Origin of the sequence: Phyllobacterium myrsinacearum (assembly GCF_014138285.1) — a bacterium.
In the GTDB taxonomy this organism is placed as follows: domain Bacteria; phylum Pseudomonadota; class Alphaproteobacteria; order Rhizobiales; family Rhizobiaceae; genus Phyllobacterium; species Phyllobacterium myrsinacearum_A.
In genome coordinates, this window is the sequence record NZ_JACGXN010000002.1 from 114,119 (window position 1) to 139,253 (window position 25,135).

Consider the following 25,135-nt stretch of genomic DNA (forward strand, 5'->3'; position numbering starts at 1 on the left):
ACGTCCGATAACTCGGTTCGCGGCGCGCTGGCCGAAAACTTCATGAAACTGTCATCTGGCGGAAACGGAATATTCAACGATCGGCACCAATTGTCCGGCGGCAATTCGCATTCATGCCGGAGTATCCCATGGCCTTTCAACCCGCCGAAATGCTGGTCCTGCGTCGCTTTGGCGATGACCAGCTCGTAACCCTCGCAAAGCTGGCCATCGAAACCGCTTTCCAGCCCATCGTAGAGGCAGCAACGGGCGCAACATTCGGTTATGAATCGCTTATGCGGGGGTTTGACCGGCTGGGTTTTGGCTCACCGCCCGAACTGCTCGACAAGGCCCACGATGTCGGGCAACTGGCCGAACTGGAACAAATGATCAATGGCCGGGCCTTTGCCGGATTTTCTGGCTTGCCGGGTTTCACCCACCGGATGCTGTTCATCAACATCGACGCACGATTGATCAACCTGGGCAGTAATTTCGTCGAGCGTCTGGTACATCAGCTGATCAAGGCCAATATCCGCCCCTCCTCGATCTGCTTTGAATTGTCCGAGCGCTTCGACAACGCCAGGGATCCGGCCTTCAGCACCCTGTTCAACAACCTGCGCCATGGCGGTTTCAAACTCGCGGTCGACGATTTCGGTGTGGGTTTCAATGGGTTGAAGCTGCTTTGCGATTATCCGACAGACTATGTGAAGATCGACCGCCATTTCATCTCCAATCTCGACGCAAGCCCGCGCAAACGCCACATCGTCAAGCAGATCGTCCAGATGGCGCATATGCTCGGGGCGCGTGTCATTGCAGAAGGCGTGGAGACGGAAGCGGAATATATCGTGTGCCGTGATCTCGGCTGCGATCTCGTCCAAGGATATTATATCGCAAGACCCACAACCAATGTCGGCGAATTGCAGGATAGCTATCCTCACCTCGAACAGGCGGGCACAGGGCGCAGGCAGACCACAACGCTCGATAGCATCCTCATTCGCGCCCAGGTCCAGCGCCTTCCTGCCGTGCACGAAAATGACGATCTCGACAATGTCTTTGAACTCTTCCGCAAAAACCCGCAGCAGAGCTTTTTTCCGGTACTGGGTGCCAACGGCGAACCCCGTGGGGTTCTGCATGAATACCATGTCAAAGCGATGATCTATCATCCCTTTGGCCGCGACCTTCTCAAAAATCGCATCTATCAGCGTGGCATATCGCATTTTGTCACGGGTACGCCCATCGCGGATCTGGACACACCGGCCGAACAGATGCTCAAGATTTTTGCTGGAATCGAGGGCAGCGACTGTGTGATCCTGACGGAAAACCTGCGCTATGCCGGCGTATTATCCGCTTCGTCACTGCTCAAAATCATCAACGAAAAACAGCTCAAGACTGCGCAGGACCAGAATCCGCTTACCGGTCTGCCCGGCAACCGCTCTATCCGCGATTATGTGCAAGATGTCATGCGTGACAGTTCCGCAACGCGCTTCTTCTGCTACTGCGATTTCGACAATTTCAAACCGTTCAATGACCATTACGGCTTTCAAAAAGGCGATCTGGCCATTGGCCTTTTTGCTTCCCTGCTCCGGCACCATTTTGTTGGTGACGACAAATTCCTCGGTCATGTAGGCGGCGACGACTTCTTCATCGGCATCAGCGGTAATACCCGTCAGGAAATAGAGGAAAGGTTGACCACTCTCTTGAATGATTTCCAGACCAATGTGCTGGATCTTTATACACCGGAAGACCGCGAGACAGGCGCCATACGCGCCCATGACCGGTCAGGCGGCGAGCGTCATTTCCCGCTGATGCGTTGCAGCATTGCAGTTCTGGAGATCGCCGAAGGTGTCATGCACGCCGACGTCAACCGGGTGAGCGCATGCATCGCCACGATCAAGGTCTCCGCCAAAGCCAATGCGAAGGGGCTGGTTTTCAGCGATCTTACGGAGGCCTGACCTATCTAGTGATCTAAAAATTGCGAATATTCGACAGAATTTCCTTCGAAAGCGCCGAAACCAGCTCCCGGTCCGCACCTTTGCGCGGCAAGAGGACAAATTCGACATCCTCAAGCGGCGGAAGCCGCCCCGCCGGAATTTCCTGCAAGCCTGTCGGCGCCATGCTTCGTGGCTGCACGAGAACGCCCATGCCGGCCCTTGCTGCGGCGACCAGTCCGCTGAGGCTGCCGCATGTACACACGATACGCCAGGGAATCTGATGCTTCTCCAGTGCCTCCAGCGCCAAACGCCGGATGATGCTGGGCGGTGGAAATGCGATCAACGGCAGGACCTTATGCTTTTCGCCAAGACGCGCCGGATCACGTGCCAGCCAAACCAAGGGACCGCGATAAACCAGTTCGCCGCGCGGATCACCCCGCTGGCGTTTTGCCAGTATCAGATCGATCTCACCCCGATCCAGCATTTCGTAGAGAACACCACTCAACGATACCGTCAGTTCCAGATCAACGGACGGATGTGTGCGACCAAAATCCTCCAGCACATCCGGAAGAAGACTGATGACAAAATCCTCGGAAACGCCGAGCCGCAAATGACCGCGCAAACTGTTTTCAGCAAAATGTGCCTGTACCTCGCCATTGATAGTCAGCATGGTTCGCGCATGGGCAAGCAGCGCTTCGCCATCCGGCGTCAATGCAAGGCGATGCGTATCCCGCTGCACCAGACTGCGGCCAAGCTGCGTCTCAAGCCGCTGGATGTGCTGGCTAACCGTGGATTGCCCCAAACCCAGCTTCTTTGCTGCCAAAGAAAAACTTCCCATCTGTTCAAGGGTGACGAAACTGCGTAACTGCATGAGGTCAAGCATACGAAATCCTGAAACGTGATAAGTGTTATTCCTTGCATCATGTATCATGATAGTGAATGCTACTGCAAATTTATCGTACCGGAATGACGACCATGTCCCGCTTTTTGCCTGATAATTTCACGCTGATGCTTGTAGCGACCGTTGTGCTTGCATCCTTTTTCCCTGTCAGCGGCATTGAGGCCGATTATTTCGCGCTGGCGACGAAAGTGGCTATCGGGCTTCTGTTCTTCCTGCACGGCGCACGTTTGTCGCGCAAAGTGGTCATTGCCGGGTTCCTGCACTGGAAACTGCATCTGACGATTCTTGCCGCCACCTTTGTACTGTTCCCGATCTTCGGCCTCGCTGCAGGCATCCTCGTCCCGGCGATCCTGCCGCCTGCGTTCTATACGGGCATCCTGTTTCTGTGTGTACTCCCTTCAACGGTACAATCGTCCATCGCTTTCACTTCGATTGCCGGCGGCAATGTGCCCGCGGCCATCTGCTCGGCTTCCGCTTCGAATATTTTTGGCATGTTCCTGACGCCACTTCTGGCAAGTGTCCTGTTATCTGCAAATGGTCATGTCGGATTCTCGCTGGATGCAATGCAATCCATCCTGCTGCAATTGCTGGCACCATTCGTTTTGGGGCAGGTATTGCAGCCGTGGATAGGCGATTTCATCCGCAGCAAGAAGAAAATCCTGATGCCAGTGGATCGTGGCTCTATCCTGATGGTGGTCTATCTCGCCTTCAGTGACTCGGTAAATGAAGGCCTTTGGAAAACCATGTCCTTGCGCGATATCGGCGTCGTGATTGCTGTTAACATCGTTCTGCTGACGCTTGTCCTGCTTACGACCATGTATGGCAGCCGCTGGCTTGGTTTCTCCAAGGAAGATGAGATAGCCATTACCTTCTGCGGCTCGAAGAAGAGCCTCGCCAGCGGCGTGCCGATTGCCACCGTGATTTTCGGTGGACAGAACATCGGCAGTATCGTCCTGCCGCTGATGCTCTTCCATCAGATCCAGCTTATGGCCTGTGCCGTCATTGCCCAGCGTTATGCGGATGCCCGCAAGAAGAAGGCATCCCAGGTATTGGTCGAACCGAAAAAGGAAAAAAGCAAGACTGCAACCAGCGTCGCTGGTTAAGCGGTGCGCGTCTCAAGGCTGGGGTCAACAAAGACTTGCCCCAGCCAGACGCCCCGAAGCGTGCGAAGGCTGACCACAAGCCAGACCACTGCGAGTATGCCAATCAGGACTCCCGCAAAGAGGCCGATGCTCGCAACCGGGAAGGTGTGGCTCAGACGCAGGGTTGCCACGGCATAAACGCCGAGCGGGAATGTATAGCCCCACCAGCCAATGTTGAATGGAATGCCATTGCGAAAATATCGGATCGTGATCATCACCGCCATGGCCAACCACCACAACCCATAGCCCCAGAGAATGATACCGGCAATCAGGCTCGTGCCGGAGATCGCACTGGCGACGGCCCCAAGCCCCTGTGCGGCGAGAATATCGGATGCATTGGCACTGAGAACAAACATGCCGAGCGCGCCGGTTCCGATCGGCCCAAGCGCCAGCCAGCTTGAAGCTGCCATATTGGCCGGAGGCAGTTTGTGCAGCGCCATCCTCAGGAACAGAACAACGAGAATGCACATCGCCAGCGGCACCGACAGCGCCCAGAGTACATAACTGGCAAGGAGAACGGAAAGCTGCGTTGAAGGTTCGGCGATGTGCGACAGCAACAGGCCGCCACTGACTGCCGCTACCTCCGATGCCACAACGGGCAGAAGCCACACGGATGTCATCTGCTCCATCACATGCGATTGCCGCGTGAACATCAAGAACGGTATGGCCAAACCAAAACCCACTGACATCGCCACGTCGATCCACCAGAGGTTGTATGCAATTGTAACAGCCCCCTCGCCAAGATGAGCAATGCCGAATATGAGGAAGCCATTGATAATGGTGGCAAGCCCCATCGGAATACAGCCGAAATACATCGACATCACAGGATGATCGAATACGCGTCTTGCTTCCTGCGGATAGAGCAGCCAGCGCGCGAGATAGGCGAGCGTAAACGTCGCAAAGAGCCCGATGTTAACGAGCCACAACAGTTCGCCCACGGCAAAAGCGGGTGCTTGCCCAGGGAACTGACCCAGAGCAACGGACAGGATGCCCGTCCCCATCGTTACCGCGAACCAATTGGGTGTAAACTGGCGGATAATGCCGTATCCGGTGCGCTGATTCGAGCGGGCAATGGAGGGTGTCGATGTATCGAGCGTTGTCATGATGGTCTCTGCATGTGTGGCAGGACATCTCTAACAAACTTGGACTCATCAATTCCAACGCATTAAAATTGTCAATTCATTCGATAAAAACGAATGATTTCGCTCTACTCGCCGACAAGAGACACAAAGGCATCGGCGGCTTTGCTGTAGTACCGCTCGCGATGGTGCAGCAGATAAAACGGTCTCGGTGTGCTGGGATAAGCAACCTCGCGCAATAGTTTTGCGCGCAATTTGGAAGAAGCAACACTGCGCGATATCAATGTTGCGCCCACACCAGCCTCGACAGCGCCAATCACCGCCTCGTTTCCAGGCAGTTCCATGGCGATATCCAGCATGGAGAGGTCCATCCCCACGGAGCCCAGCAGTTGTTCGAAAGCGGAGCGAGTACCGGAACCTTTCTCACGCAGCACCCAGGCTACATCCCTGAAATCCTTTGCCCCCACGGTCCGATGTGCCGCCCAGGGTTGCCCTGCCGCAACGACAATGACCATATCATCCATTGCCATGATCTTGCTCGACAGAAGTTTGTGGTCGACCTTGCCTTCTACAAGTCCGAGTTCAGCCTCGCTGGCTTCGACGGCTTCCGCCACCTGCTTGGTATTGCCGATCCGGATATCAAGCGTGATGCCCGGATAGCGCTTCCTGTATGCACCGAGCCTTTCAGGCAACCAGTAACCCGCGATGGTCTGGCTCGCCATGATCGACAGTTCACCGCGCATCAAACCGGCTAAGTCGGCCAGGGCAGCTTCTGCCGCCTTGGCGCGCGCCACAACAGCCACGGCCTCCTTCAGGAAAACCCGGCCGGTCTGATTGAGCACGATGGAACGCCCGATCCGATCAAACAATGTAATACCGTGTCTGCTTTCAAGCGCTGTAATGGCCGCGCTCACCGCCGATTGCGTCATGTTGAGAGCCGCGGCAGCATGCGTGATGTGCTCGCGCTCGGCGACCGCTATGAAGATGCGTAACTGATCCAGCGTCATGGACGATCTCTGCAAGGATTCGACAACTGCCTTGGCAGATTACACATATTGGCCACAACAGCAGGATCTAAATTTGGGGCGGATAAAAGAAAGGGGCTGCATTTCGGCAGCCCCTTCATCATTGTCTGCTGTCGATATTATTTTGCTGGAGCCGGGATAGCAGTCGCAGGCGCACGCGTCCCCATGGCTTCCATCAGCTTGGCAGCCAGCGCGTCATATTTCTCGTCATAGTGGTGATCACCCTGCAACAGGATTTTCTGTACCGCGCTCAGTGCCGGATCGGTACAGGCCGTATCATCCTCTTCCGTACCATAGACGCACAACACCTTTTCGGGCGGCAGCTTGGCAACAGCCGGTGCCACTTCGTTGTCGCCGCCAAGGCCAAGCCAGGCGCCGACCGAAACCTGGAACGGCGTGGTCTCTTCGGTGCCGATCAAGCCGACCATTGCAATGCGCTTTTGCAGATGATCCGGCAGGAATGGCCACGCAAAGGGCACAGTGTTCGCACCAAAGGAATAGCCCAGCAAGACCACGGGCAGTTTGCTGGTGGGATCGGCCTTCTTGATGATGCGGCCGATATCCTTGGCAATATCTTCGGGTTTGCGGACCGACCAGAAATAGCGTAGCGAATCGACACCGACCACATGCACGCCCTCCTTGGCGATGATATCGCCGACCGACTTGTCGATGTCGCGCCAGCCGCCATCACCGGAGAAGAAGACCGCCAGATATTTTGCCGGGCCGCTGCTGCTTGGAATATCAACGATGGGCAGCGAGTCAGCCGAAGCATCTTCCTTGGCTATTTCCACCGCCGCATCGGCCGCGATCTGCATGCGTTCGGGCTTTGATGCTGCCAGCTTTTCCTGCGCCTTGAAGTAACCGGGCGTTGCGGGGCCTGACGGCGCTGGATCGGGCTTCTCGCGAACAATGGTTGCTGGATTGGGCAGATCCGCATCATAGGAATAACTGAAACCCTGCCCGGCCACCGGCTCGAAGTCCGCACCTTCACAGGACGGCAGTTTGGTGGCCAGCGCAACGGATGGATCAAGAACAACGGCCCCGGCCAGCGTTGCCGCCGGAGAATTGGCAACGGATGCATAAGCCATCACGCCGCCTTCACCGATGCCGATCACCACAGGATGCATATAGGTATCGAGAGAAATCATCCGCTGAGCCTCCTTCGCAATACCCTCAAGATCAGAGACGAAGTAAGTGCATTCGCCCGTATCCTGATTGAGTTGCTGACGCCATCTTTCCAGGTCGACCATCAGGACAAGAAAACCCCGGTCGAGCAGCAACTTGGACAACGCCTCGTCATCGGCAGCAATACCGCCCTTCTGCGACACAAGAATGGCAATGCCGGTCGGCTTGATGCTGGGTTGCAGCAATGGCACATCGCTGAGGCGTTCGGATGTGACCAGGATGCGTCCGGACGTCCCGAAGCCAAATCTCGGGAGATATCCGGCAGCAAACGAAAGTATGATGCTAAGGATCACAAGCGCAGCAACAAGATACAGATAGGGCCTGCGTAGAAATTTCATCGTTTAAAGACCTCGAAGGGGCTGCCGCTCACCAGATTCGTTGCATCGATCAAGGAACGTGGAGTGGCAAGGCCTGGGGGGCAAATCAGATAGTAGGGAGTCCATTTCGGGCCGAACTTATCCTTGAACGCACGCAATCCGTCAAATCGATAAAATTCGGCACCGCGCCGGTAGATGAAAGAACCGATGCGGTTCCAGCGCGAGGCAAGATGGCTGTCGGAAAGGCCTGATAACGGCGCTGCTCCAAGATTGAACCACTGATAGCCCTCAGCCTTGGCAGCCATCAGCAGATTGGCAAACAGGCCATCCATGATCACGCTGGAAGCATCCGGCCGATGCCGCATGAGATCAACAGCGATTTCCTTCTGCCCTGCCCCGCGCCAGACATTGGCGAAGGCGACGATGGCACCTTCCTTGCGCAGGACCGCAACATCGAAATGCGAGAGATAGGCCGTTTCGAATGAACCAAGCGAAAAGCGCTTTTCGGAGCCCGACTTCATTTCCAGCCATGCATCGGACACTTCGCGCAATTCATCCATCACACCGGGCGTCTGATCTTTTGGCAGGATCTCGAAAGAAATCCCTTCCTTTTCCAGACGCCGCGCCGCGTACCGCAAGGGCTGGCGCTTCGAGCCTTCAAGCGAAAAGTCGGCGAGTTCCACCCGGGCAACCTCACCCAGCTTCAACGCGGTAAGGCCCATGTCGAGGAACAGGGGCAGCCGCTCCGGCCCAACCCCATAGAAAACAGTACGCGAGCCGGAACGGTCCGCCATATCTCGGAACGCCCAGGCAAGTTCGGCGACGCAATCATCGCTGCCAACAGGTTCGCCCATGGACACAACACTCCCCCCCGAGCGGGCATACATGACAAAACCGCGCCCCTTACTGTCCAGAAGGAAACGCTTGTCGCCCAGTAGCGCCAGCGCATCGGATGCACGCGGCGATTGTGCCACCAGGTCAGGTACTTCTTCGGGAATTGGTTGAGCACGCAGCTTGCCGCGTCCGACGCCGTTGATGATCGTGTTGACGGTGATTGCCGCCAGCACAGTCAAAACCACAACGCTGCCGCGCAGGAACCGTGACGCCTGTGCATCCCAGGCAAACTCCCACCACAACTGATTGGCATATTCCACATGGCGGTAGGCGAAGAAACCCAGCCACAGGACAGCAAAAGCCGTGGTGCCGATGCTGGCCAGCCAACCCCACGTCAGTTTGAAGCTTTCGCCCATCGGCTTGCGATAAAAGGAGTCGCCAAACAGCAGGAGAACCCCGGCCATCAAGGTCAGTGCCAATGCTTCTTCCCAGTCCAGTCCCTTGGCCAGCGAGAAAACGGCACCCAGACTGAACAGAACAACCGCCATGACCCAGGCACGCCAGAGGCGCCGCGCAAGGCCGCGTGCCACAATCAGCAGGGCCAAACCAACGAAGCTCGCGCCGAGATGTGACATCTCCAGAAACGGCATGGGTACAAAGTCGGAAAGAACCTCGAGCCGGCGGCTGAAATCAGGTGTGACGGCCGAGATCAGCAGCACGATACCACCGAGAAAGGCAATGCCGGCCGAAAGCGGTGGTATCAGCGTTTCAAAGACCCGCACCGCCAGCATTGTCGGCCCTGCGATCAGGTGACGACGACGCAATATTTCGGAGATAACAAAACCGATGACGGCCAGAAGGAACGGTATGAGGGTATAGATCACCCGGTAGGTCAGCAGTGCGGCGATGGCATCGGGATTGCGGCCAATGCCAAGACCCGCGATCATCGTGGCCTCAAACGCGCCGATACCTCCGGGAGCATGACTGATGATACCAAGCGCGACAGCCACCACATAGATCAGGGCGAAAGCGGCGATACTTCCCACGGCTCCATGCGGCATCAGGACGTAGAGCGTCGCAGCGGCGGCGGCTACATCAACCAGGCCGGCGATGATCTGCAGCATGGCACCTTGCGACGATGGCAGGCGGACGGACACGCGGCCAACCTTCAGCGTGCGTTCGCGGCGTGATAGCCAGACCAGCAGAATGGCGACAGCCACAAGGATGGACGCACCGATAAACTGGTCCAGATCCGGGCCAAACGATACAATCCATGGAATACGCGTGGGATCGATGACCAGCGCCACGGCAATCATGATAGTAAAGGCGAACCAGATCGCCAGCCAGGATGTACCGATAATCCTGCCGATATCGGCGACGTTAATGCCTTCAGCCGCATAGACCCGGTAACGCAGTGCACCGCCGGTCAACAGGGAAAAGCCGAGTGCGTTGGAGATGGCATAGCCCGCCGCACCCGCCATGGCGGAAATATAGTAGGGAACGCGTTTGGGCGCGATCGTTTCGACAGCCACGACGTCATAAAGCGCAACCGCAGCAAAGCTCACAAATGTGAAGAACAACGCCAGCAGCAATGTGCTATTGGGTATGGCGTGGATCGAATGCTTGACGGCACGGAAGGAAATTTCGCCCGACAGATGCGTCAACACCAATAGGCTAAGGACAGCCACGCCGACACCCATGAAGGTAAACAGCGCGGATTTCGTCTTCTTGCCCCACGGCAGTTTGAGCTGAGAGCGCGCATTGATTTGCTGCAGCGCTTTCTCGTTGCTGTGAACCGGTGACGTGGAAGGGTCCGAGATCAATGAACAGTCTTTCCAGTAGATGCCAAAACCACCATGATTTTTGGCAGGCGCGATAAGCTCCGCAATAATGGCGTCAATATGCCACAACAACGGCAACACTCAACTTTGGGCACACCAAAATCGAGTGCATTGTCCTGCTTGTTATTTCATTATGATGAATTGTGCTACTAGGCGGCGCGATCCAAGGCAAGGTGACGATACGATCCCGGAGCCCGTACGCGTCCCACCGCTGCTGATGGCGGCGTGAGCCCCATGCCTTGCGCAATGGCCGTGGCCACTGAATTGCTGTTCTGAATCAGGAAGGAATAGCCAAGACCGGAAGCCCGGATGCGGGCAGCGACATCAACCGCAGCGCGCCACCGCGTGGCAACGGCGGTATAATTGCCTTCAAGCAACAGTGTGGTACGCGATGTCGGACGCACATAGAACTCGGGGCAATAGACCAGATCCCGGCTGGCATAGTCGGTGATGACAGCGGTCAGCCGGCCCCGGATTGCGCAATAGTTGAAACTGCCGTCCGAATTGGCGGCACCGCCATTGATTTCATAAAGCGGCCTGCCCGTCTCATCCGTCCAAACCACAAAATTATGGCTGGCAATCCCGGCAAAACGCGGGATCGGATAGGAGCCGAAGAGAATGCGGTGGTTCATAAAACGGGCGCTCTTGAGGTCTGGTTCGAGGAAATCAGAATCTTAAATAGACCATTTGATTTCAAAGACAACAGCCGATTTTCTCATAACTGTGTCAAAGGAATCTGCTTAGCCGGAACACCATCAATAAAGAGACACAAATCTGTCAAACATAAGGCCCTGCGGCGCCATTTCGAGCCTTTTGACGCTGATCTGCGGGGTATACCGAAGCACCGTCCGGCAGATCAGCGTTCAAAATTTATTTTGCACTTTTTTGCGAGCAAAGCGGCGAAACAGTTTCCCTTCGCTGGCAAATTGAATGCAACGAACCAACCATGATATTAAACAACACGCGTGCGAATTTCGCCGATGCCGTCAACACCGCCGTGCATTTCGTCACCCCGAACGATGGCACCGACACCCGCTGGCGTTCCCGAAAAGATCAGATCCCCCGCCTGAAGCGTAAACAATGTCGAGAGATAGGCGATCGTTTCAGGAACGTTCCAGATCAACTGCCTGAGGTCACCGCGCTGGCGTTCCTTACCGTTCACATTGAGCCAGATTGCACCTGAAGACGGGTGACCGACTTTTGACGCCGGAACAATATCCGAACATGGCGCTGAGGCCTCGAATGCCTTGCCCACTTCCCACGGACGCCCAAGCTTTTTTGCCTCGCCCTGCAAGTCGCGCCTTGTCATGTCGAGCCCGACCGCATAGCCGAACACATGGTCAAGTGCTTTGCCGGCGGCAATATCCGTTCCGCCCTTTCCGAGTGCGATCACCATTTCCATCTCGTAATGCACGTCATTGGAGCCGGACGGATAGGGAAAGTCGCCATTGCCTGTTATTAGCGTGTCCGGGTTCTTCTGAAAGAAAAACGGCGGTTCACGGTTCGGGTCATGGCCCATTTCAATGGCATGATCGGCGTAATTTCGGCCGACACAGTAAATCCGGTGGACGGGAAACAGCTTATCCGACCCGTTCACACGCAAAACCGGCTGGGAAACGGGCTGGAAGAGGAATTGATCATTCTGCATCATGGGCCTTTCACACGAGATTGATCGCCTTGATCGACTTTGACCTTGGCAAGCTGACGATCACGCTACACATGGTATAGAGAAGAGACAAATACCGGATAGACTCCGGCAAGTGTAGCGCCGTTTTGCCCTGTATCAGGAATATTCAGCCTTTATGGATCAAACACTCGTGCACGGAAAAACAGGCGTCGGCGCCGAAGATGATGCTTTGCTCGACAAGGTTCAGCGGGCCAGCTTCCAGTATTTCTGGGAAGGCGCTCATCCGCAAAGTGGTCTTGCAAGGGACCGCTCCGGCAAAAGTGCCGATCCGAACAACGACCTCGTGGCAACGGGCGCAAGCGGGTTTGGCTTCATGGCCATTCTGGTGGCTATCGAACGGGGCTGGATCGAGCGTCCGGCGGCGATTACCCGTATCGAGACAATGCTTACCGCCCTGGAACACACCAAGCGCTATCACGGTGTGTTTCCGCATTTCTTCAACGGTGCCGACGGGTCCACCATTCCGTTTTCCCTGCGGGACGATGGCGGCGATCTGGTCGAAACCTCATTCCTGTTTCAGGGTCTGTTTTGTGTGCGGCAGTATTTTTCTGCGGCGTCAGCGGCTGAGACGGCTATGCGCGACCGGATAACCCATCTCTGGCATGCGGTGGAGTGGACAGCGCATATCAAGCACGGAGAAAAGGTCCTGTACTGGCATCACAGCCCTCGCTACCACTTTGCCCGCAACGTGCCGATCCGCGGTTGGAACGAAGCGCTCATTACCTATGTCCTGGCAGCTGGTGCCCCCAGACACGGCATTGAAGCTGACATCTATCACGAAGGGTTTGCCACCGGCAGCCAGTTCATCAACCGGCGTGACTATTATGGCATAAACCTGCCCCTCGGCCCGGACTACGGCGGTCCGTTATTCTTTGCGCATTATTCGTTCTGTGGTCTTGATCCACGCGGCCTATCGGACCGCTATGCGGACTACTGGGAGCAGAACCGCAACCATGTACGCATCAACTACGCGCATTGCGTGGAAAATCCCCACGGCTACCGTGGCTATGGGCCCGACAGCTGGGGCTTGACCTCAAGCCACGGCCCCACAGGCTACGTTGCCAGTTCGCCCGCGTCGGATTTTGGTCTGATTGCGCCGACCGCCTCCATTTGCAGTCTGCCCTATCTGCCTGACGAAGCCATGCATGCCCTTCGACATTTTTTCACACTGCCCCGGGGAAAGGTCTGGGGGCGTTTCGGCTTTGTCGATGCATTCTCGCCGAACAGTGGATGGTTCGCCAGAACCTATCTCGGTATTGATCAGGGCCCCGTGATTTCGATGATCGAAAACCACAGGACCGGCCTGCTGTGGAGCCTCTTCATGAGCGCACCGGAAGTGCGCCAGGGACTGCAAAAACTCGGCTTCACCAGTCCGCATCTGGTCGATTCTGCACAGTCAATAATGGAACCAATGGCCTGATTGCGCATTGCGACATTCGAAGGAGCCGGTCATATCTGGTTGGCTCGCCGTGATTATTTCTGCCATCGGGGACCATTCATGAAAATTCATGCCGTTTTCAACCGCGATGGCGGTACATTCCGCACGACCGACATGAAGGCATTCGCCCTACACGCGAAAGAAATATTTGAAAAACATGGACATACCTTCGAGAGTGAGAGCGTAGCTGGCAAGGATATCGTCAAGGCCCTCAAGAATGCCGCTTCGAAAGATGATGATCGGGTGTTGATGGCAGGCGGCGGGGATGGAACGATTTCCGCCGCCGCTGACGTTACCTGGAAAGCCGGAGTACCACTCGCGGTCTTGCCTGCGGGAACCATGAACCTCTTCGCCCGCTCGCTGAAAATACCACTCGATTTGCATGCCGCACTGGAAAGTCTAGCCAGCGGTACGGTTGAACACGTTGATATCTCAACCGCCAATGAACGCACATTCGTCCATCAGTTCTCGATCGGTTTCCAGCCGCAGATGATCAAACTGCGCAACACACTGGAATTCAATTCTCGATGGGGCAAGCGCCTGGCCAGCATGCGGGCCTTTGCCAAGGCTATCGGCCGCCCGCCCCGCTTCGCCGTGCGTATGACCATCGACGGCGCACCGACAGAGCGCTCGGTATCCGCAATTTCCATCTCCAACAATCCCTATGGCCAAAGCATGTTGCCGATAGCCGACATCGTGAATCGCGGTGAGTTGGGCGTTTACATCGCCGAGCGGCTTTCACCCCTTTCGGTGACCAAACTGGCGGCAACCGTGCTCATGGGTTCCTGGCGCAAGAACAACGACGTGAACGAAATATTGGCCAAGGAGGTTGATCTGCATTTTCCGCATCTTCATCGCCGGGCCAAAGCCACGATAGATGGCGAGCTTATTCCGCTGGAGCGGGACGTAACGATCAAGATTCATGCGGGTGAATTGAAGGTTCTGGTTCCCGCCCCGCCAGCATCCAAATAAAAACGGCGCAGCTTGCACCGCGCCGTCCCGTTATTAAAGCGGAAGAATCAGCCCTGCTGCTGAACCTGCTTCTTCCTGGATTTCTTGACCGGCGTATCGGCGGTGCCACCGGCAGCCTTCTTGGTAGCGGCAGCTTCTTCTGCGGCAACCTGATCGGCGCTCTTCGGCATTGTATCGACAACAGAGCGAACCTTGCCCTTGTCGGTAACGGTGCAGAGTGCATCGCGAATATCAACCTTGAGGCTGACTTCATTGACACCAGCACCGACCGCACGCTCATCAACTGCGCGGATATTCCGCTCAGATAGAACATACTTGTTCGCAGCCGCCGCGATGCACGGTTCCGCAAGAGCCGAGCTGACCGGCGGGCGAACCGGAGAAAATGTCGCAAATGTCGGTCCTGCGCTGGGCTCGCCGGTGGTCGAACATGCAGCCAAAGGAACAAGAATTGCCAAGGGGGCAATCCGGCTTAGAATAGAGGTAGGCAGGCGCATGGCTTTCTCCGCAAAGTCTCATCGCAGGGTAATGTCTGATTAGGCCGGAAACTATTCGCTTTTAACCATTTGTCTAGTGGCACAACGGCCACAATGGGACTTTATTGCCACAATCCCCAGATCGCATCCTATGGAGAAACAGTGAGCATCCAGTTCAAAACACCACGCCAGTCCGACATACGGATTGGTGTACCGTGGTTGCCGGTCTCGAAGCGGACAAAACGGACAGGATAGCCTTTCGCCGATTTGCGTATCTTTTGGTAAAATGCTTCCTGATCATCAATGCCAAACACCGGGTCGCGGCTGCCATGACCGAAGAAAACGGGAATGCGCCTCTTGTAGGAAGGCGAGCCAATGAACTTATCCTCCCACAACGAGCCAAGAATGACCAATCCGGAAATGTTTTTGGCCGCCTCTGCATTCTGTGCAAGCCCCCAGCACAGCGAACCTCCCATTGAACCACAGGCAACAAACAGTTTGGCCTGCGGTGACTGGGACTTGAAATAGGCGATCAGGCCGGCAATCTGCGCCACCCCCCTGTCGCCGAAATCGTGGAAATCCGGGGTGAGATACAGGCCACCGTTGAGAACCATCAAATTCTTGATGCGGTTGAAATTACCGCCAAAGGTAAAATCATTCATACCTTGCTGACGGTTGCCGCCTTGTCCGTGGAGATAGATGGTGATGACAGACGCGCCCGGATCAATTTTCCCGGCGGCCATCACCTTGATGGGACCGTTGGCTGTCGTTACCACCAGATCCTTCTGCATCCGCTTGGCCGCAAGATCGATGTATTTCCGTTTGACCCGGAGCTCGGGTATCTCATCGCGACCGTTGATATCGCGCATTTCATTGTAGTCGACCACGATGTAATCGCCGCCATCTGATGACTTCATGATACCCGGATAGGCAAATATGTCGTCCTTGAAGGGCTCAAGCTGCGTTGCGAACGCTGCACTGGACAAACAGACGGCAGCCAGCGCGCCAAGAATAATAGTCCGGATCAAATGAACACCTTCTGATTATCGCACCGTTTCCACGATGGTACCGCCTGCCAGCCGCAACATGTCGGGCGTGTCCACGTCGATGGCAGCTGCTTCGCCAAGCTCTATATCAATGACAGGAATATCGCCACGCTCGACCAGATGCCGTGCACCGACATCACCGGCGAGGGTAAAAACCTCATCGAAGAGGAACCGGGGCAGGATCACCGGATTACCGCGCTTGCCTTTGAACGTTGCCCGCACCACTGTTTGCCCGCCGACGCTCTGAAATTGCCGAACCATGGTTTGCAGATCATGCGCAGACAACGCCGGCATGTCGGCAAGCATGATCATCACGCCATCTGCCGACGGCGGCACATGCCGTATGGCCACATGCAACGACGACGCAAGGCCGCTGGTGTGATCCTTGTTGAGTGCGATGCTCACAGGCAGTCCGTCCAGCGCCGCACTGCACTCCTTCGCCATATGCCCGAGGACCGCAATCACCGGCTCTCCTCCCGCCTCGATTGCCAATTCAGCCGACCGGCGGATCAACGGTACGCCGCCAAATGTGGCCAATAACTTGTTGGCGCCCCCCATACGGGTCGACCGTCCGGCAGCAAGGACCGCTATGGCGACCGTCGGTTTTGGCAAGGGAGGTCGCGGGTCACGGGGCTGCGGACGCGTGGGAATCTCCATCAGAAGCCCGCCGACGCCCATCCCGACCACATCCGCCTTGGTCACGAGGATATCCGCCATAAGCCGGTCAATCACCCAGTCGAATCCATTCTCCTTCGGGCTGCGGGCGCAGCCGGGAGCACCGATGACAGGCTTGCCGTCCAGTTCGCCCAACACAAGCAGATTGCCGGGATCGACCGGCATTCCGATGTGATGCACCATTCCGCCGGCTGCCCGGATGGCCGCCGGAACGACATCATCCTTATCGACGACCGCCGATGCGCCGAAAATGATGACAATATCGCTGTTACGGTGCATCTGCCTGATCGAGGCGGCAAGTGGATCTGTCTCATGCGCCGGGCGCAACTCTCCGATAAGGGCGCCGCCGCTGGCGGCAACACGTGCATCGACAACGCGCGTGGTCTTGTCGAGGACCCCGGGTTTGACCGACGCGAGCGTGGTCTGGATCAAGCCGACGCGCGTATCGGAAAAAGCGTGAACACCAAAGGCGTTGCGCTGGCATGCGAGTGTTTCGATTTCATCAAGAACCGTCTTCGACACAGCGAAAGGAATAATCTTGATGGTGACAACCATCTGTCCCTGCTCCACCCGTTCGAAAGGCTTGAGGGTGGCTATCGTCACCGATGGATCAACGGAATTGACGGCGTTGATGAGATCCGCGTCAACGGTAAAAAGCCCGGCACTTCCGGCATAGCAATTCACCCGGCCCGTGGATGCAGGACCGGCCTGAATGCCGAACCATTGCAGGACACCGGTTATCTGCCGGGCAGCGGCATTCTCTTCAACATCGTCAGTTTCAAGGCGTGCGGCAGTCACTTCCGAAACGCCTGCGCTGCGCAATTGCTCGATATCGTCCTGTGTCAGCACATGGCCTTTTTTCAGCTTCGCTGCGCCCGCGTGGGTTGAATGGGCGAGAATGGCTCCAAGCGCCATATCCAAGGGGGTACTGCCGAAAATCATGCGGTCTTTTCCAGTGTTAGCGGTGTATGCAGGCTGCGGGCACGAAATGCACCGATGACCTCTGCAAGCACGGCAACAGCGATCTCGGATGGACTTGCCGCGCCGATATCGAGGCCGATCGGCGCATGAATACGGGCAATGCCTGCATCATCGAAACCGAGCGCACGCAGCCGCTCCACTCTTGCGCCATGGGTCTTGCGACTGCCAAGTGCGCCGATATAGAAGCACCCCGCTTTCAAGGCTGCTTCCAGTGCCTGATCGTCAATTTTAGGGTCATGGGTCACAACCGCAACGGCTGTATAGGCATCGAACGGCCGGGTTTTCAGCACATCCTGCGGCCATTCGGCAAAAAGTGTCACATCGGAAAAGCGCTCCGGCGTGGCAAAAGCAGTACGCGGATCGATAATCTCCACATCATAGCCCGCAAGCTTCGCCATGGGTGCCAGTGCCTGACTGATATGCACAGCACCGATAACAACAAGGCGCGGCGGGGGAAGATGGACATTGAGGAAGAACGAGCGTCCATCAACCTCGGCAACGCCGGACCGGCCGGAGAGAAATGCCCTGCCAATCAGTTCACCCAACTGTCCGGCAACCGGATCACCCTCTTTGATCACCCGGTCACGGCCATCGCCGAGATCGGTCAGAAGCAGCGCAGCCCGGCGGGCCCGGCGTTCAGCATTCAGTTTCTTGAGGCAATAGGGATCCACGATGCGTCCTCAGCCCAGCCGTTCGACGTAGACTTTGATGCGGCCGCCGCAGGACAATCCTACCTGCCAGGCCGTTTCATCGGCAACGCCGAACTCCAGCAGGCGCGGTTCACCGCTGGCGAGGACATCCATCGCCTCGGCAATGACGGAGCCTTCGACACAACCGCCGGATACAGAGCCTTCAAAATTACCCTTTTCGTCGATGATCAGATGACTGCCGACCGGGCGCGGCGCCGATCCCCAGGTTTCGATGACTGTGGCAATGGCAACATCGCGGCCGGCGGACATCCAGTGCTCCGCCGTCAGCAGCGGATCGAGTTCACTCGTGGTTTGTTGTGTCATGGCCAAGTCTCCCGCACTATTATGCGTATAAGCTGGGTTGCGGGAAAGAGTTTTGCAACCAGCGCTTGGGGTCATCGCTCTTTCCTGACGGGCGGCTTAACGCTCTGCACAAATCCTCCAGTGCATCGAGATTATGCACCGCGCGAAAATCGTCGACATGGGGCAACATTGCCCTGATACCACCCGCGCGCGGCTCGAAACCTTCAAAACGCAACAGCGGGTTGAGCCAGATCAGCCGGCGGCAGGATTTTGCCAGCCGTTCCATCTCCGCTTCAAGCCCACCGGTTTCCCCGCGCTCGAGACCATCGGTAATCAGCAGAACAACCGCCCCTTGCCCCAGAACCCGGCGCGACCAGTGACGATTGAACTCGCGGAGGGTTTCACCGATACGCGTTCCGCCTGACCAGTCACGCACAGCGCCCGTGCAATGCGCAATCGCATCATCCGGGTCCCGGTAACGCAACGGACGGGTGATATTGCTCAGCCGCGTTCCGAAGACAAAGCAATGCACGCGGCGGCGCGTGGCCATCATAGCATGCATGAAATGCAGGAAAATACGGGTATACTGGCTCATGGAACCGGAGATATCGGCCAGAACCACCAACGGCGGATGTATTTCACGCCGCGACCGGAATTTCGGCAGGATGAGGTCGCCACCGGTTTTCAGGCTCGAACGCATCATGGCTCTCGGATCAATGCGCCGCCCCTTCGGATCAGCCCGAAAACGCCGGGTCTTAACCTTGTCCACGGGCAGGATCAGCTGGTCCATGGCGCGGCGCGCCTGCACCAGTTCATCGGCGGTCATCTGGGCGAAATCCTTCGAATGCAACACCTCCTTGCCGGAGATCGTAAAACGCCCGTCAAAGTCGGTTTCCGGTAACCGCTCATTGCCGGCATTGCCCTCGAACATGGCCTCGCCAACGCGGGTCTTCGCCGCCTTCGATTTTGATCGCTCCTGCGTTGGAGCAACCGGCGAGACCATCGCCAGCATCTTTTCGATGAATTCGCGCGACTGCCAGTAAAGCCGGAATGCCTCGTCAAATGTGACGTGGTCCTCGCGGCGGGTAATGAGAACACTATGCAAGGTCCAGTAGAAATCATCGCGCGAGCCTATGCCAGCGGCAAGCACCGCCTCAATGGCATCCTTGACGGCTGCCGGACCAACCCGCAAACCCGCGTTGCGCAGCGTTCGGGCAAAGTAGACGATATTGTCTGCCAACCGGCTATCCTGCTGGTCAATCTGCGGTGAAGAAATGAATGTCTCCATCTGTTTCAGACACCTAAGCTGCGTTCAGTTCGCTTTTGACCTCATCAAGAATGCGCCGCCCTTCCCCGGCTCCAATCCGGGCGATGTCATCCTGATATTTGAGCAGTACGCCAATAGTGTCCGAGATCGTTTCCGCGTCCAGCGCGAGCTTGTCCATTTCAGTCAGGGCACTGGCCCAATCGATCGTCTCGGCAACACCGGGCAATTTGAACAGATCCATGTCGCGCAATTTCTGCACGTAACGGACAATCTCAGCCGAAAGCCGTTCATTCGCCGCCGGTACCTTGCGCCGGACGATTTCCAGCTCTCGCTCCGCCGTGGGATAATCGACCCAGTGATAAAGACAGCGCCGCTTCAAAGCGTCGTGAATCTCGCGGGTACGATTGGTGGTGATGATGACAACAGGCGGTTCGGCGGCAACAATGGTGCCAAGCTCGGGTATCGTCACCTGATAATCGGACAAGACTTCCAGCAGAAAGGCTTCAAAGGCTTCGTCCGTCCGGTCCAGTTCGTCGATGAGAAACACCGGCGCCCTGCCCGGTTCACCCGAAAGCGCCTGCAGAACAGGCCTTCGGATCAGAAATTTCTCGGAAAAGACATTGCGTTCAATAGCAGACTTGTCGACATTACCCGCCGCCTCATCCAGCCTGATCTCGATCATCTGCGCCGCGTAGTTCCACTCATATACGGCCGAGGAAATATCGAGGCCTTCGTAGCATTGCAGACGGATCAGCGGGCGATCCAGCGTCGATGCCAGAACTTTGGCAATTTCGGTCTTGCCGACACCGGCTTCGCCTTCAAGGAACAGCGGCCGTTTCATCCGAAGGCTGAGAAACAGCACCGTCGCCAGCGCCCGATCCGCGACATAACCGCCTGTTTCAAGCAGTGCCAACGTCTCGTCGATCGATTGCGGCAAAGATGAAACGGTCCGGTCAGCCATGGATTCTCCGTTGTGACTCTAATTCCCTACATCATGATAGGAGCGATTGAGATAGACAAGTGACTGGCCGCGTTCTCCGGTATTCAGCGCGGTGACTTTGCCATAGATGACATAGTGCGTTGCCACTTCGTGAGTGGCAATAATACGGCAGTCGAAACTGGCAAGCGCGTCAGCAAGCACCGGTGCACCGGTTTGCAGCGTCTGCCATTGTCCGAGTGCGAAGCGGTCTTCCTGAGTGAGATCGCCTTTGCCGGAGAAAGCCTCTGAAACAGCCTGCTGGCTGGCTGAAAGCACATTCAACGCAAAAACCTGATTCTCGATGAAGAGATGGTTGAACTCATGCTGCCGGTTGAGGCAAACCAGAATCGTTGCTGGATCGTCGGACACGGAACACGCTGCAGAAATAGTCACGCCGCGCCTGCCCGCAGGTCCGTCGGTGGTAATAATATGAACCGCTTCCGCGAAATGACTCATGGCATTGCGGAAGGCAAGCGGTTCTATTTTTTGATCCTTGGCGATGAGCACTATTTTATTTCCATTGTCCAAAACATCCCTACCGCAACATGCGCCTGAACCATAGGGGTAGAATATTTTTTCCTCGTTTGCGATCCGGATTGGCGATCTGGCGCTCACATTATCGCACCATGCTTGCCCCTTTTATATAGAGCCGCATTGCGCAGAGTGAAGGAAACAGCTACCCAAATCGAACGTTGGGTCATCTCCTATCTCGAAGGTACGGCAATATCGCAATGAATCCCATGATACGCGCAGCAACGCTTGGCCTATGCCTGTTGTTCAGCAGTGTCGCCTGTGCACAGGATAAGATCGGCGTTATTGCGCCGCTTTCCGGCTCCTTTTCACGGCTGGGTAACCAGCTTGTGGATGGCGTCAATACCGCTGTAGCGGGCAACAAGCAGGGGCAGGACATCGGTGTCGTGACCGCCGACGATAGATGCGATGCCGCAGGTGGAGCCGCCGCCGCCCGGGAAATGGTGCTGGCCAATGCCACTATCGTCGTCGGCTTTCTTTGCACGGAATCCCTTGAAGCCGCCCTGCCTATCCTCGGCCAGAAGGGCATCGCAGTCATAACGCCAGGGATTCGGGCGCAGACGCTGACAGAGTTGCGCGCCGATACACCCTATCCCGTGTTCCGCATTGCTCCGTCTGAACGCAATGCCGCACGCGAAACCGGTGATATTCTGGCAAGTCTCTGGAGGTCATCCCCCTTTGCCATCATTGATGACGGCACCATTTTTGGCCGCGAACTTGCCTCAGCTGTCCGCGCACGGCTGGAGGAGAAAGGCCTAAAACCGGTTTTTGCCGACACGTATCGCCCCGGTCTCGACAATCAGAATGCGCTCGTATCGCGGCTGAAACGCGCTGGCGCGACGCAGGTTTTCGTCGGCGGCGAGCGGGACGATATCGCGGCGATCGGCCGGAGTGCCATAGCGCTTAACTATCCGCTGATCACGGTCGGCGGTGAAACGCTCAATGCTGCCGCGAGTGGCAGTGACCTGCCCGCGGGAACCTTGATGATCGCACCGCGTGATCCTGAAACACTGGAAACTGCACGAAACGCCAGAAATGCCATTGAGCTTGCAGGCAGGGTGCCGGAAGGCTATGCCGTTCCCTCCTACGCGGTAGCCGAAGTGGCGATCCAGCTTCTGATGACTGCGCAGGCACAAGCCTCATCTCTGGCGGATCTTTTGCGCAAGAATGTTTTCGAAACCGCCATCGGTCCCGTCCAGTTCGATGCCCATGGCGAGCGCATTGCCGACACCTATCGGCTGCAACGCTATGACGGAAAACAGTTCGTGCAGGAGACCAACTGATGCCGCTGAAGACAGGTCCTCGCAATCTTATCACCGATGTGGCTGGACTGAGCATCGGCAATGCAGCTGACGCGACCATCAAATCCGGCACCACCGTCATTCTCTGCGATGAACCGGCGACAGCCGCCGTTCAGGTTCTCGGTGGCGCACCGGGTACGCGGGAGACCGACCTTCTGGAGCCACACAACACGGTTGAGACCATCAACGCGCTCGTCCTGTCCGGAGGCTCGGCCTTTGGTCTGGATGCGGCATCGGGCGTGCAGGCCGCCCTGCGGGAAAAGCGCATCGGCTTCAAGGTCGGAGCCCAGCGCATTCCGATCGTCCCTGCCGCCATTCTGTTTGATCTGATCAATGGCGGCGACAAGGATTGGGGCCTGTATCCACCCTATCGCGAGCTTGGATACGAAGCTGTGCAAACCGCATCGCGGGATTTCGCCCTCGGCAGCGCTGGTGCCGGCACAGGCGCCCTGGTGACTGGCCTGAAGGGCGGACTCGGCTCCGCATCTTCTATCCTGCCAAGCGGCGCGACCATGGGCGCCCTTGTGGCCGTCAATGCACTCGGATCAGTGACGGTCGGACGCAGCCGCCATTTCTGGGCTGCTCCCTTCGAGATTGGCAACGAGTTTGGCGGGCTTGGCCTACCGCATCCGCTTCCCGCCGATGCGGCGGATATCAAGACCAAGTTCAAGGAAGCGGCAACAGACACCAACACAACCATCGGCGTCATTGCCACTGATCTGCAATTGACCAAGGCACAGGCCAAGCGCCTTGCCATTGCGGCTCATGACGGCTTTACCCGCGCCATCTGGCCATCGCACACCCCGTTTGACGGCGACTTGGTGTTTGCGCTTGCAACCGGCACCGCCGGACGTGCACCCGACATCGGTGAATTCATCGAATTGTGCGCGGCGGCGGCATCAACCATGGCCCGCGCTGTTGCGCGCGGCGTATTTGCTGCTACCGCCGCACCAAATGACCTGTTTCCTGTGTGGAACGCGCGCCCCTGACGGTTTTCATTGTGCCATCCGGGCGCGCATGGTAACGGGCGCGCACAACATTTCTACCGGAGAACGCCATGAGCCGCCCGCTTGTCATCGCCCCGTCCATCCTCGCGTCGGACTTTTCGAAGCTCGGCTCGGAAGTCACCACTGTGCTCAAGGCGGGTGCTGACTGGGTACATATCGACGTAATGGATGGCCATTTCGTCCCGAACATCACCTTCGGCCCGGAAGTGGTGAAGGCGATCCGTCCATTGACCGATGCCATCTTCGACACCCATCTGATGATTTCGCCCTGCGATCCCTACCTTGAAGCCTTTGCCAAGGCTGGCTCTGATATCATCACCATCCATGCGGAGGCCGGACCGCACGCCCACCGCTCGCTGCAGGCCATCCGCGCCCTTGGCAAGAAAGCCGGGATCGCCATCAACCCGGGCACGCCGGAATCCGCTATCGAATATATGCTCAATGACGTCGATCTAATCCTGGTCATGACCGTCAATCCCGGCTTTGGCGGGCAAAAATTCATCTCCGAAACCTTGGACAAGCTCCGCAAGGTCAAGGCAATGATCGGCGACCGCCCGATCGATCTGGAAGTGGATGGCGGGATTACCGCCGACACTGCCGGACTGGCGACGCAGGCGGGCGCCAATGCTTTGGTTGCCGGTTCTGCCGTATTCAAGGGCGGATCGGAAGCAAGCTACCGCGCCAATATCGAACTGATCCGCAACGCAACGCTCAAGGGCTCATGATGCGTGCTTTCTCCCTGCTCGGCGCCGCTCTCGTCCTTGTCGCAAGTTCGTGGTCGTTTGCAGCGCAGGCAGGTGATGTCGCAAAGCTCGACATTCTTGGCTTTTCCAAAGACGGCAAGGTTTTTGCCTTTGAGGAATACGGCGTGCAGGACGGCTCCGGGTTTCCCTATGCCAACCGCTATTACATCGACACGGCAACCGACACTTTCCTTCCCAAAACACCGGTGCGTGTGCGCCTTGACGATGAAAAGGCCTCTCTCGCCGATGCGCGCGAAAAGGTGGGGCGCGATGCACAAGGCCTGACCGGTTTTGCCGACGCCGAATTGCGGACCAATGCGGGCGATACGGTCGCGGCCAATCCTGTCACCGAACTCTCAGCTGACAAGTTCAAGGTCATGTTCAATCCACGCCCGGTTTTCCCCGCGATGGACGAGCCGATAACAGCCATGCTGGATGAAATCGATGTTCCGCGCCCGGACAAATGCCCCGAGCCGGAACCCTACAAAGGCTTTCGCCTGACGATCAAGCAGGGCCAGTCTGCCGATATCAAGACATTGCACGAAGACAAAACCATTCCCGCCAGCCGCAGCTGCCCACAGGGTTATAGCATCGGGGCCGTGCAGACATTCTACCTGTCAGACGGCAAACCCGCCCTCGCCGTCTTGATTGCCGTGCGCACGCTGGGTTTTGAAGGCCCTGATTACCGCTGGCTGGCTGTAACCACGCAACAGTGATTTTTGGCCTAGATAACTGTGCGGGCTGAAAAGCCACGTTGAGTACAGCGGCTTGGTCTGTTAGAGCAGGTTTCACACTCATCCGCCCATCGATTG

The 25,135-nt window shown here is 56.9% G+C and carries 23 protein-coding genes; 8 read left to right on the forward strand and 15 right to left on the reverse strand.

Translation table 11 applies throughout. The features are described from left to right. Positions 1 to 128: 128 nt before the first annotated feature. Positions 129 to 1,928 carry a GGDEF domain-containing protein gene (locus FHW16_RS10155; protein ID WP_182549093.1) on the forward strand — a complete coding sequence of 600 codons (1,800 nt, stop codon included), beginning with the start codon at positions 129 to 131 and terminating at the stop codon, positions 1,926 to 1,928. Between the two features lie 13 nt (positions 1,929 to 1,941). Here FHW16_RS10155 and FHW16_RS10160 read toward each other — a convergent pair whose 3' ends face one another. Beyond that, entirely contained in the window at positions 1,942 to 2,790 is an 849-nt protein-coding gene (locus FHW16_RS10160) for a LysR family transcriptional regulator (protein ID WP_182549094.1), read from the reverse strand. Positions 2,791 to 2,882: 92 nt separating this feature from the next. On the opposite strand from FHW16_RS10160, the gene FHW16_RS10165 reads away from it, so the two are divergent. Further along, the gene (locus tag FHW16_RS10165) at positions 2,883 to 3,911 is read left to right on the forward strand and encodes a bile acid:sodium symporter family protein (RefSeq protein ID WP_182549095.1); all 1,029 of its coding nucleotides are present in this window, start codon (positions 2,883 to 2,885) and stop codon (positions 3,909 to 3,911) included. On the opposite strand, the gene FHW16_RS10170 is transcribed toward FHW16_RS10165, so the two are convergent. The 6 genes from FHW16_RS10170 to FHW16_RS10195 form a co-directional block, all read right to left on the reverse strand. Beyond that, a complete protein-coding gene (locus FHW16_RS10170) occupies positions 3,908 to 5,053 on the reverse strand; it encodes a TDT family transporter (RefSeq protein WP_182549096.1) in 1,146 nt (381 codons plus the stop codon). The genes FHW16_RS10165 and FHW16_RS10170 overlap by 4 nt on opposite strands. 104 nt (positions 5,054 to 5,157) lie before the next feature. After that, on the reverse strand, positions 5,158 to 6,036 hold the full coding sequence (locus tag FHW16_RS10175; protein WP_182549097.1) for a LysR family transcriptional regulator: 879 nt from the start codon (positions 6,034 to 6,036) through the stop codon (positions 5,158 to 5,160). Between the two features lie 137 nt (positions 6,037 to 6,173). Beyond that, entirely contained in the window at positions 6,174 to 7,577 is a 1,404-nt protein-coding gene (locus FHW16_RS10180; RefSeq protein ID WP_182549098.1) for a virulence factor family protein, read from the reverse strand. Continuing rightward, positions 7,574 to 10,234 (reverse strand): bifunctional lysylphosphatidylglycerol flippase/synthetase MprF, encoded by a 2,661-nt coding sequence (gene mprF / locus FHW16_RS10185; RefSeq protein WP_432652024.1) that lies wholly within the window; start codon positions 10,232 to 10,234, stop codon positions 7,574 to 7,576. The genes FHW16_RS10180 and mprF overlap by 4 nt, the downstream gene beginning before the upstream one ends. A 146-nt stretch (positions 10,235 to 10,380) precedes the next feature. Beyond that, positions 10,381 to 10,863 (reverse strand): hypothetical protein, encoded by a 483-nt coding sequence (locus FHW16_RS10190; RefSeq protein ID WP_182549099.1) that lies wholly within the window; start codon positions 10,861 to 10,863, stop codon positions 10,381 to 10,383. 320 nt (positions 10,864 to 11,183) lie between these two features. Then, positions 11,184 to 11,879: a fumarylacetoacetate hydrolase family protein gene (locus tag FHW16_RS10195; RefSeq protein ID WP_182549482.1), complete on the reverse strand. Its 696-nt coding sequence runs from the start codon at positions 11,877 to 11,879 to the stop codon at positions 11,184 to 11,186. Positions 11,880 to 12,033: 154 nt separating this feature from the next. Between FHW16_RS10195 and FHW16_RS10200 the strand changes: the two genes are divergently transcribed. Further along, the gene (locus FHW16_RS10200; RefSeq protein WP_182549100.1) at positions 12,034 to 13,338 is read left to right on the forward strand and encodes a glucoamylase family protein; all 1,305 of its coding nucleotides are present in this window, start codon (positions 12,034 to 12,036) and stop codon (positions 13,336 to 13,338) included. 78 nt (positions 13,339 to 13,416) lie between these two features. Then, entirely contained in the window at positions 13,417 to 14,328 is a 912-nt protein-coding gene (locus FHW16_RS10205) for a diacylglycerol/lipid kinase family protein (RefSeq protein ID WP_182549101.1), read from the forward strand. A gap of 47 nt (positions 14,329 to 14,375) precedes the next feature. Here the strand turns inward: FHW16_RS10205 and FHW16_RS10210 are convergent, their stop codons facing one another. The 8 genes from FHW16_RS10210 to FHW16_RS10245 all read right to left on the reverse strand — a co-directional run bounded on the left by FHW16_RS10210 (position 14,376) and on the right by FHW16_RS10245 (position 21,197). Continuing rightward, positions 14,376 to 14,822, reverse strand: coding sequence for a hypothetical protein (locus FHW16_RS10210; RefSeq protein WP_246711709.1), 447 nt, complete (start codon positions 14,820 to 14,822; stop codon positions 14,376 to 14,378). Between the two features lie 128 nt (positions 14,823 to 14,950). Then, complete coding sequence (locus FHW16_RS10215) at positions 14,951 to 15,829, reverse strand: alpha/beta hydrolase family protein (RefSeq protein WP_182549102.1); 879 nt, start codon at positions 15,827 to 15,829, stop codon at positions 14,951 to 14,953. A 15-nt stretch (positions 15,830 to 15,844) separates the two neighbouring features. Next, positions 15,845 to 17,464 carry an NTP transferase domain-containing protein gene (locus FHW16_RS10220; protein ID WP_182549103.1) on the reverse strand — a complete coding sequence of 540 codons (1,620 nt, stop codon included), beginning with the start codon at positions 17,462 to 17,464 and terminating at the stop codon, positions 15,845 to 15,847. After that, positions 17,461 to 18,174 carry an XdhC family protein gene (locus FHW16_RS10225; protein WP_182549104.1) on the reverse strand — a complete coding sequence of 238 codons (714 nt, stop codon included), beginning with the start codon at positions 18,172 to 18,174 and terminating at the stop codon, positions 17,461 to 17,463. Before FHW16_RS10225 ends, FHW16_RS10220 begins: the two co-directional genes overlap by 4 nt. 9 nt (positions 18,175 to 18,183) lie before the next feature. Then, positions 18,184 to 18,516, reverse strand: coding sequence for an XdhC family protein (locus tag FHW16_RS10230; RefSeq protein ID WP_182549105.1), 333 nt, complete (start codon positions 18,514 to 18,516; stop codon positions 18,184 to 18,186). Positions 18,517 to 18,535: 19 nt separating this feature from the next. After that, the gene (locus FHW16_RS10235) at positions 18,536 to 19,783 is read right to left on the reverse strand and encodes a vWA domain-containing protein (RefSeq protein WP_182549106.1); all 1,248 of its coding nucleotides are present in this window, start codon (positions 19,781 to 19,783) and stop codon (positions 18,536 to 18,538) included. Positions 19,784 to 19,796: 13 nt separating this feature from the next. Further along, a complete protein-coding gene (locus FHW16_RS10240) occupies positions 19,797 to 20,723 on the reverse strand; it encodes an AAA family ATPase (RefSeq protein ID WP_182549107.1) in 927 nt (308 codons plus the stop codon). 18 nt (positions 20,724 to 20,741) lie between these two features. After that, a complete protein-coding gene (locus tag FHW16_RS10245) occupies positions 20,742 to 21,197 on the reverse strand; it encodes a flavin reductase (protein ID WP_182549483.1) in 456 nt (151 codons plus the stop codon). Positions 21,198 to 21,481: 284 nt separating this feature from the next. Between FHW16_RS10245 and FHW16_RS10250 the strand changes: the two genes are divergently transcribed. The 4 genes from FHW16_RS10250 (at position 21,482) to FHW16_RS10265 (ending at position 25,039) form a co-directional block, all read left to right on the forward strand. Next, positions 21,482 to 22,555, forward strand: a complete 1,074-nt coding sequence (locus FHW16_RS10250) for a branched-chain amino acid ABC transporter substrate-binding protein (protein ID WP_182549108.1) — start codon at positions 21,482 to 21,484, stop codon at positions 22,553 to 22,555. Further along, positions 22,555 to 23,562, forward strand: a complete 1,008-nt coding sequence (locus FHW16_RS10255; RefSeq protein ID WP_182549109.1) for a P1 family peptidase — start codon at positions 22,555 to 22,557, stop codon at positions 23,560 to 23,562. Before FHW16_RS10250 ends, FHW16_RS10255 begins: the two co-directional genes overlap by 1 nt. Before the next feature lie 68 nt (positions 23,563 to 23,630). Further along, positions 23,631 to 24,305, forward strand: coding sequence for a ribulose-phosphate 3-epimerase (rpe, locus tag FHW16_RS10260; RefSeq protein ID WP_182549110.1), 675 nt, complete (start codon positions 23,631 to 23,633; stop codon positions 24,303 to 24,305). Continuing rightward, a complete protein-coding gene (locus FHW16_RS10265; protein WP_182549111.1) occupies positions 24,305 to 25,039 on the forward strand; it encodes a DUF2259 domain-containing protein in 735 nt (244 codons plus the stop codon). The genes rpe and FHW16_RS10265 overlap by 1 nt, the downstream gene beginning before the upstream one ends. The last annotated feature ends 96 nt before the right edge of the window (positions 25,040 to 25,135 follow it).

Bases quoted from the DNA above. Each gene is read 5' to 3' on its own strand.
- FHW16_RS10250 (WP_182549108.1), top strand. From the start codon at position 21,482: ATGATACGCGCAGCAACGCTTGGCCTATGCCTGTTGTTCAGCAGTGTC.
- FHW16_RS10160 (WP_182549094.1), bottom strand. From the start codon at position 2,790: ATGCTTGACCTCATGCAGTTACGCAGTTTCGTCACCCTTGAACAGATG.
- FHW16_RS10210 (WP_246711709.1), bottom strand. From the start codon at position 14,822: ATGCGCCTGCCTACCTCTATTCTAAGCCGGATTGCCCCCTTGGCAATT.
- FHW16_RS10240 (WP_182549107.1), bottom strand. From the start codon at position 20,723: ATGGCTGACCGGACCGTTTCATCTTTGCCGCAATCGATCGACGAGACG.
- FHW16_RS10220 (WP_182549103.1), bottom strand. From the start codon at position 17,464: ATGATTTTCGGCAGTACCCCCTTGGATATGGCGCTTGGAGCCATTCTC.
- FHW16_RS10195 (WP_182549482.1), bottom strand. From the start codon at position 11,879: ATGCAGAATGATCAATTCCTCTTCCAGCCCGTTTCCCAGCCGGTTTTG.
- FHW16_RS10235 (WP_182549106.1), bottom strand. From the start codon at position 19,783: ATGGAGACATTCATTTCTTCACCGCAGATTGACCAGCAGGATAGCCGG.
- FHW16_RS10205 (WP_182549101.1), top strand. From the start codon at position 13,417: ATGAAAATTCATGCCGTTTTCAACCGCGATGGCGGTACATTCCGCACG.
- FHW16_RS10170 (WP_182549096.1), bottom strand. From the start codon at position 5,053: ATGACAACGCTCGATACATCGACACCCTCCATTGCCCGCTCGAATCAG.
- FHW16_RS10230 (WP_182549105.1), bottom strand. From the start codon at position 18,516: ATGACACAACAAACCACGAGTGAACTCGATCCGCTGCTGACGGCGGAG.
- FHW16_RS10265 (WP_182549111.1), top strand. From the start codon at position 24,305: ATGCGTGCTTTCTCCCTGCTCGGCGCCGCTCTCGTCCTTGTCGCAAGT.
- FHW16_RS10255 (WP_182549109.1), top strand. From the start codon at position 22,555: ATGCCGCTGAAGACAGGTCCTCGCAATCTTATCACCGATGTGGCTGGA.
- FHW16_RS10155 (WP_182549093.1), top strand. From the start codon at position 129: ATGGCCTTTCAACCCGCCGAAATGCTGGTCCTGCGTCGCTTTGGCGAT.
- FHW16_RS10175 (WP_182549097.1), bottom strand. From the start codon at position 6,036: ATGACGCTGGATCAGTTACGCATCTTCATAGCGGTCGCCGAGCGCGAG.
- FHW16_RS10190 (WP_182549099.1), bottom strand. From the start codon at position 10,863: ATGAACCACCGCATTCTCTTCGGCTCCTATCCGATCCCGCGTTTTGCC.
- FHW16_RS10200 (WP_182549100.1), top strand. From the start codon at position 12,034: ATGGATCAAACACTCGTGCACGGAAAAACAGGCGTCGGCGCCGAAGAT.
- FHW16_RS10245 (WP_182549483.1), bottom strand. From the start codon at position 21,197: ATGAGTCATTTCGCGGAAGCGGTTCATATTATTACCACCGACGGACCT.
- FHW16_RS10180 (WP_182549098.1), bottom strand. From the start codon at position 7,577: ATGAAATTTCTACGCAGGCCCTATCTGTATCTTGTTGCTGCGCTTGTG.
- FHW16_RS10165 (WP_182549095.1), top strand. From the start codon at position 2,883: ATGTCCCGCTTTTTGCCTGATAATTTCACGCTGATGCTTGTAGCGACC.
- rpe (WP_182549110.1), top strand. From the start codon at position 23,631: ATGAGCCGCCCGCTTGTCATCGCCCCGTCCATCCTCGCGTCGGACTTT.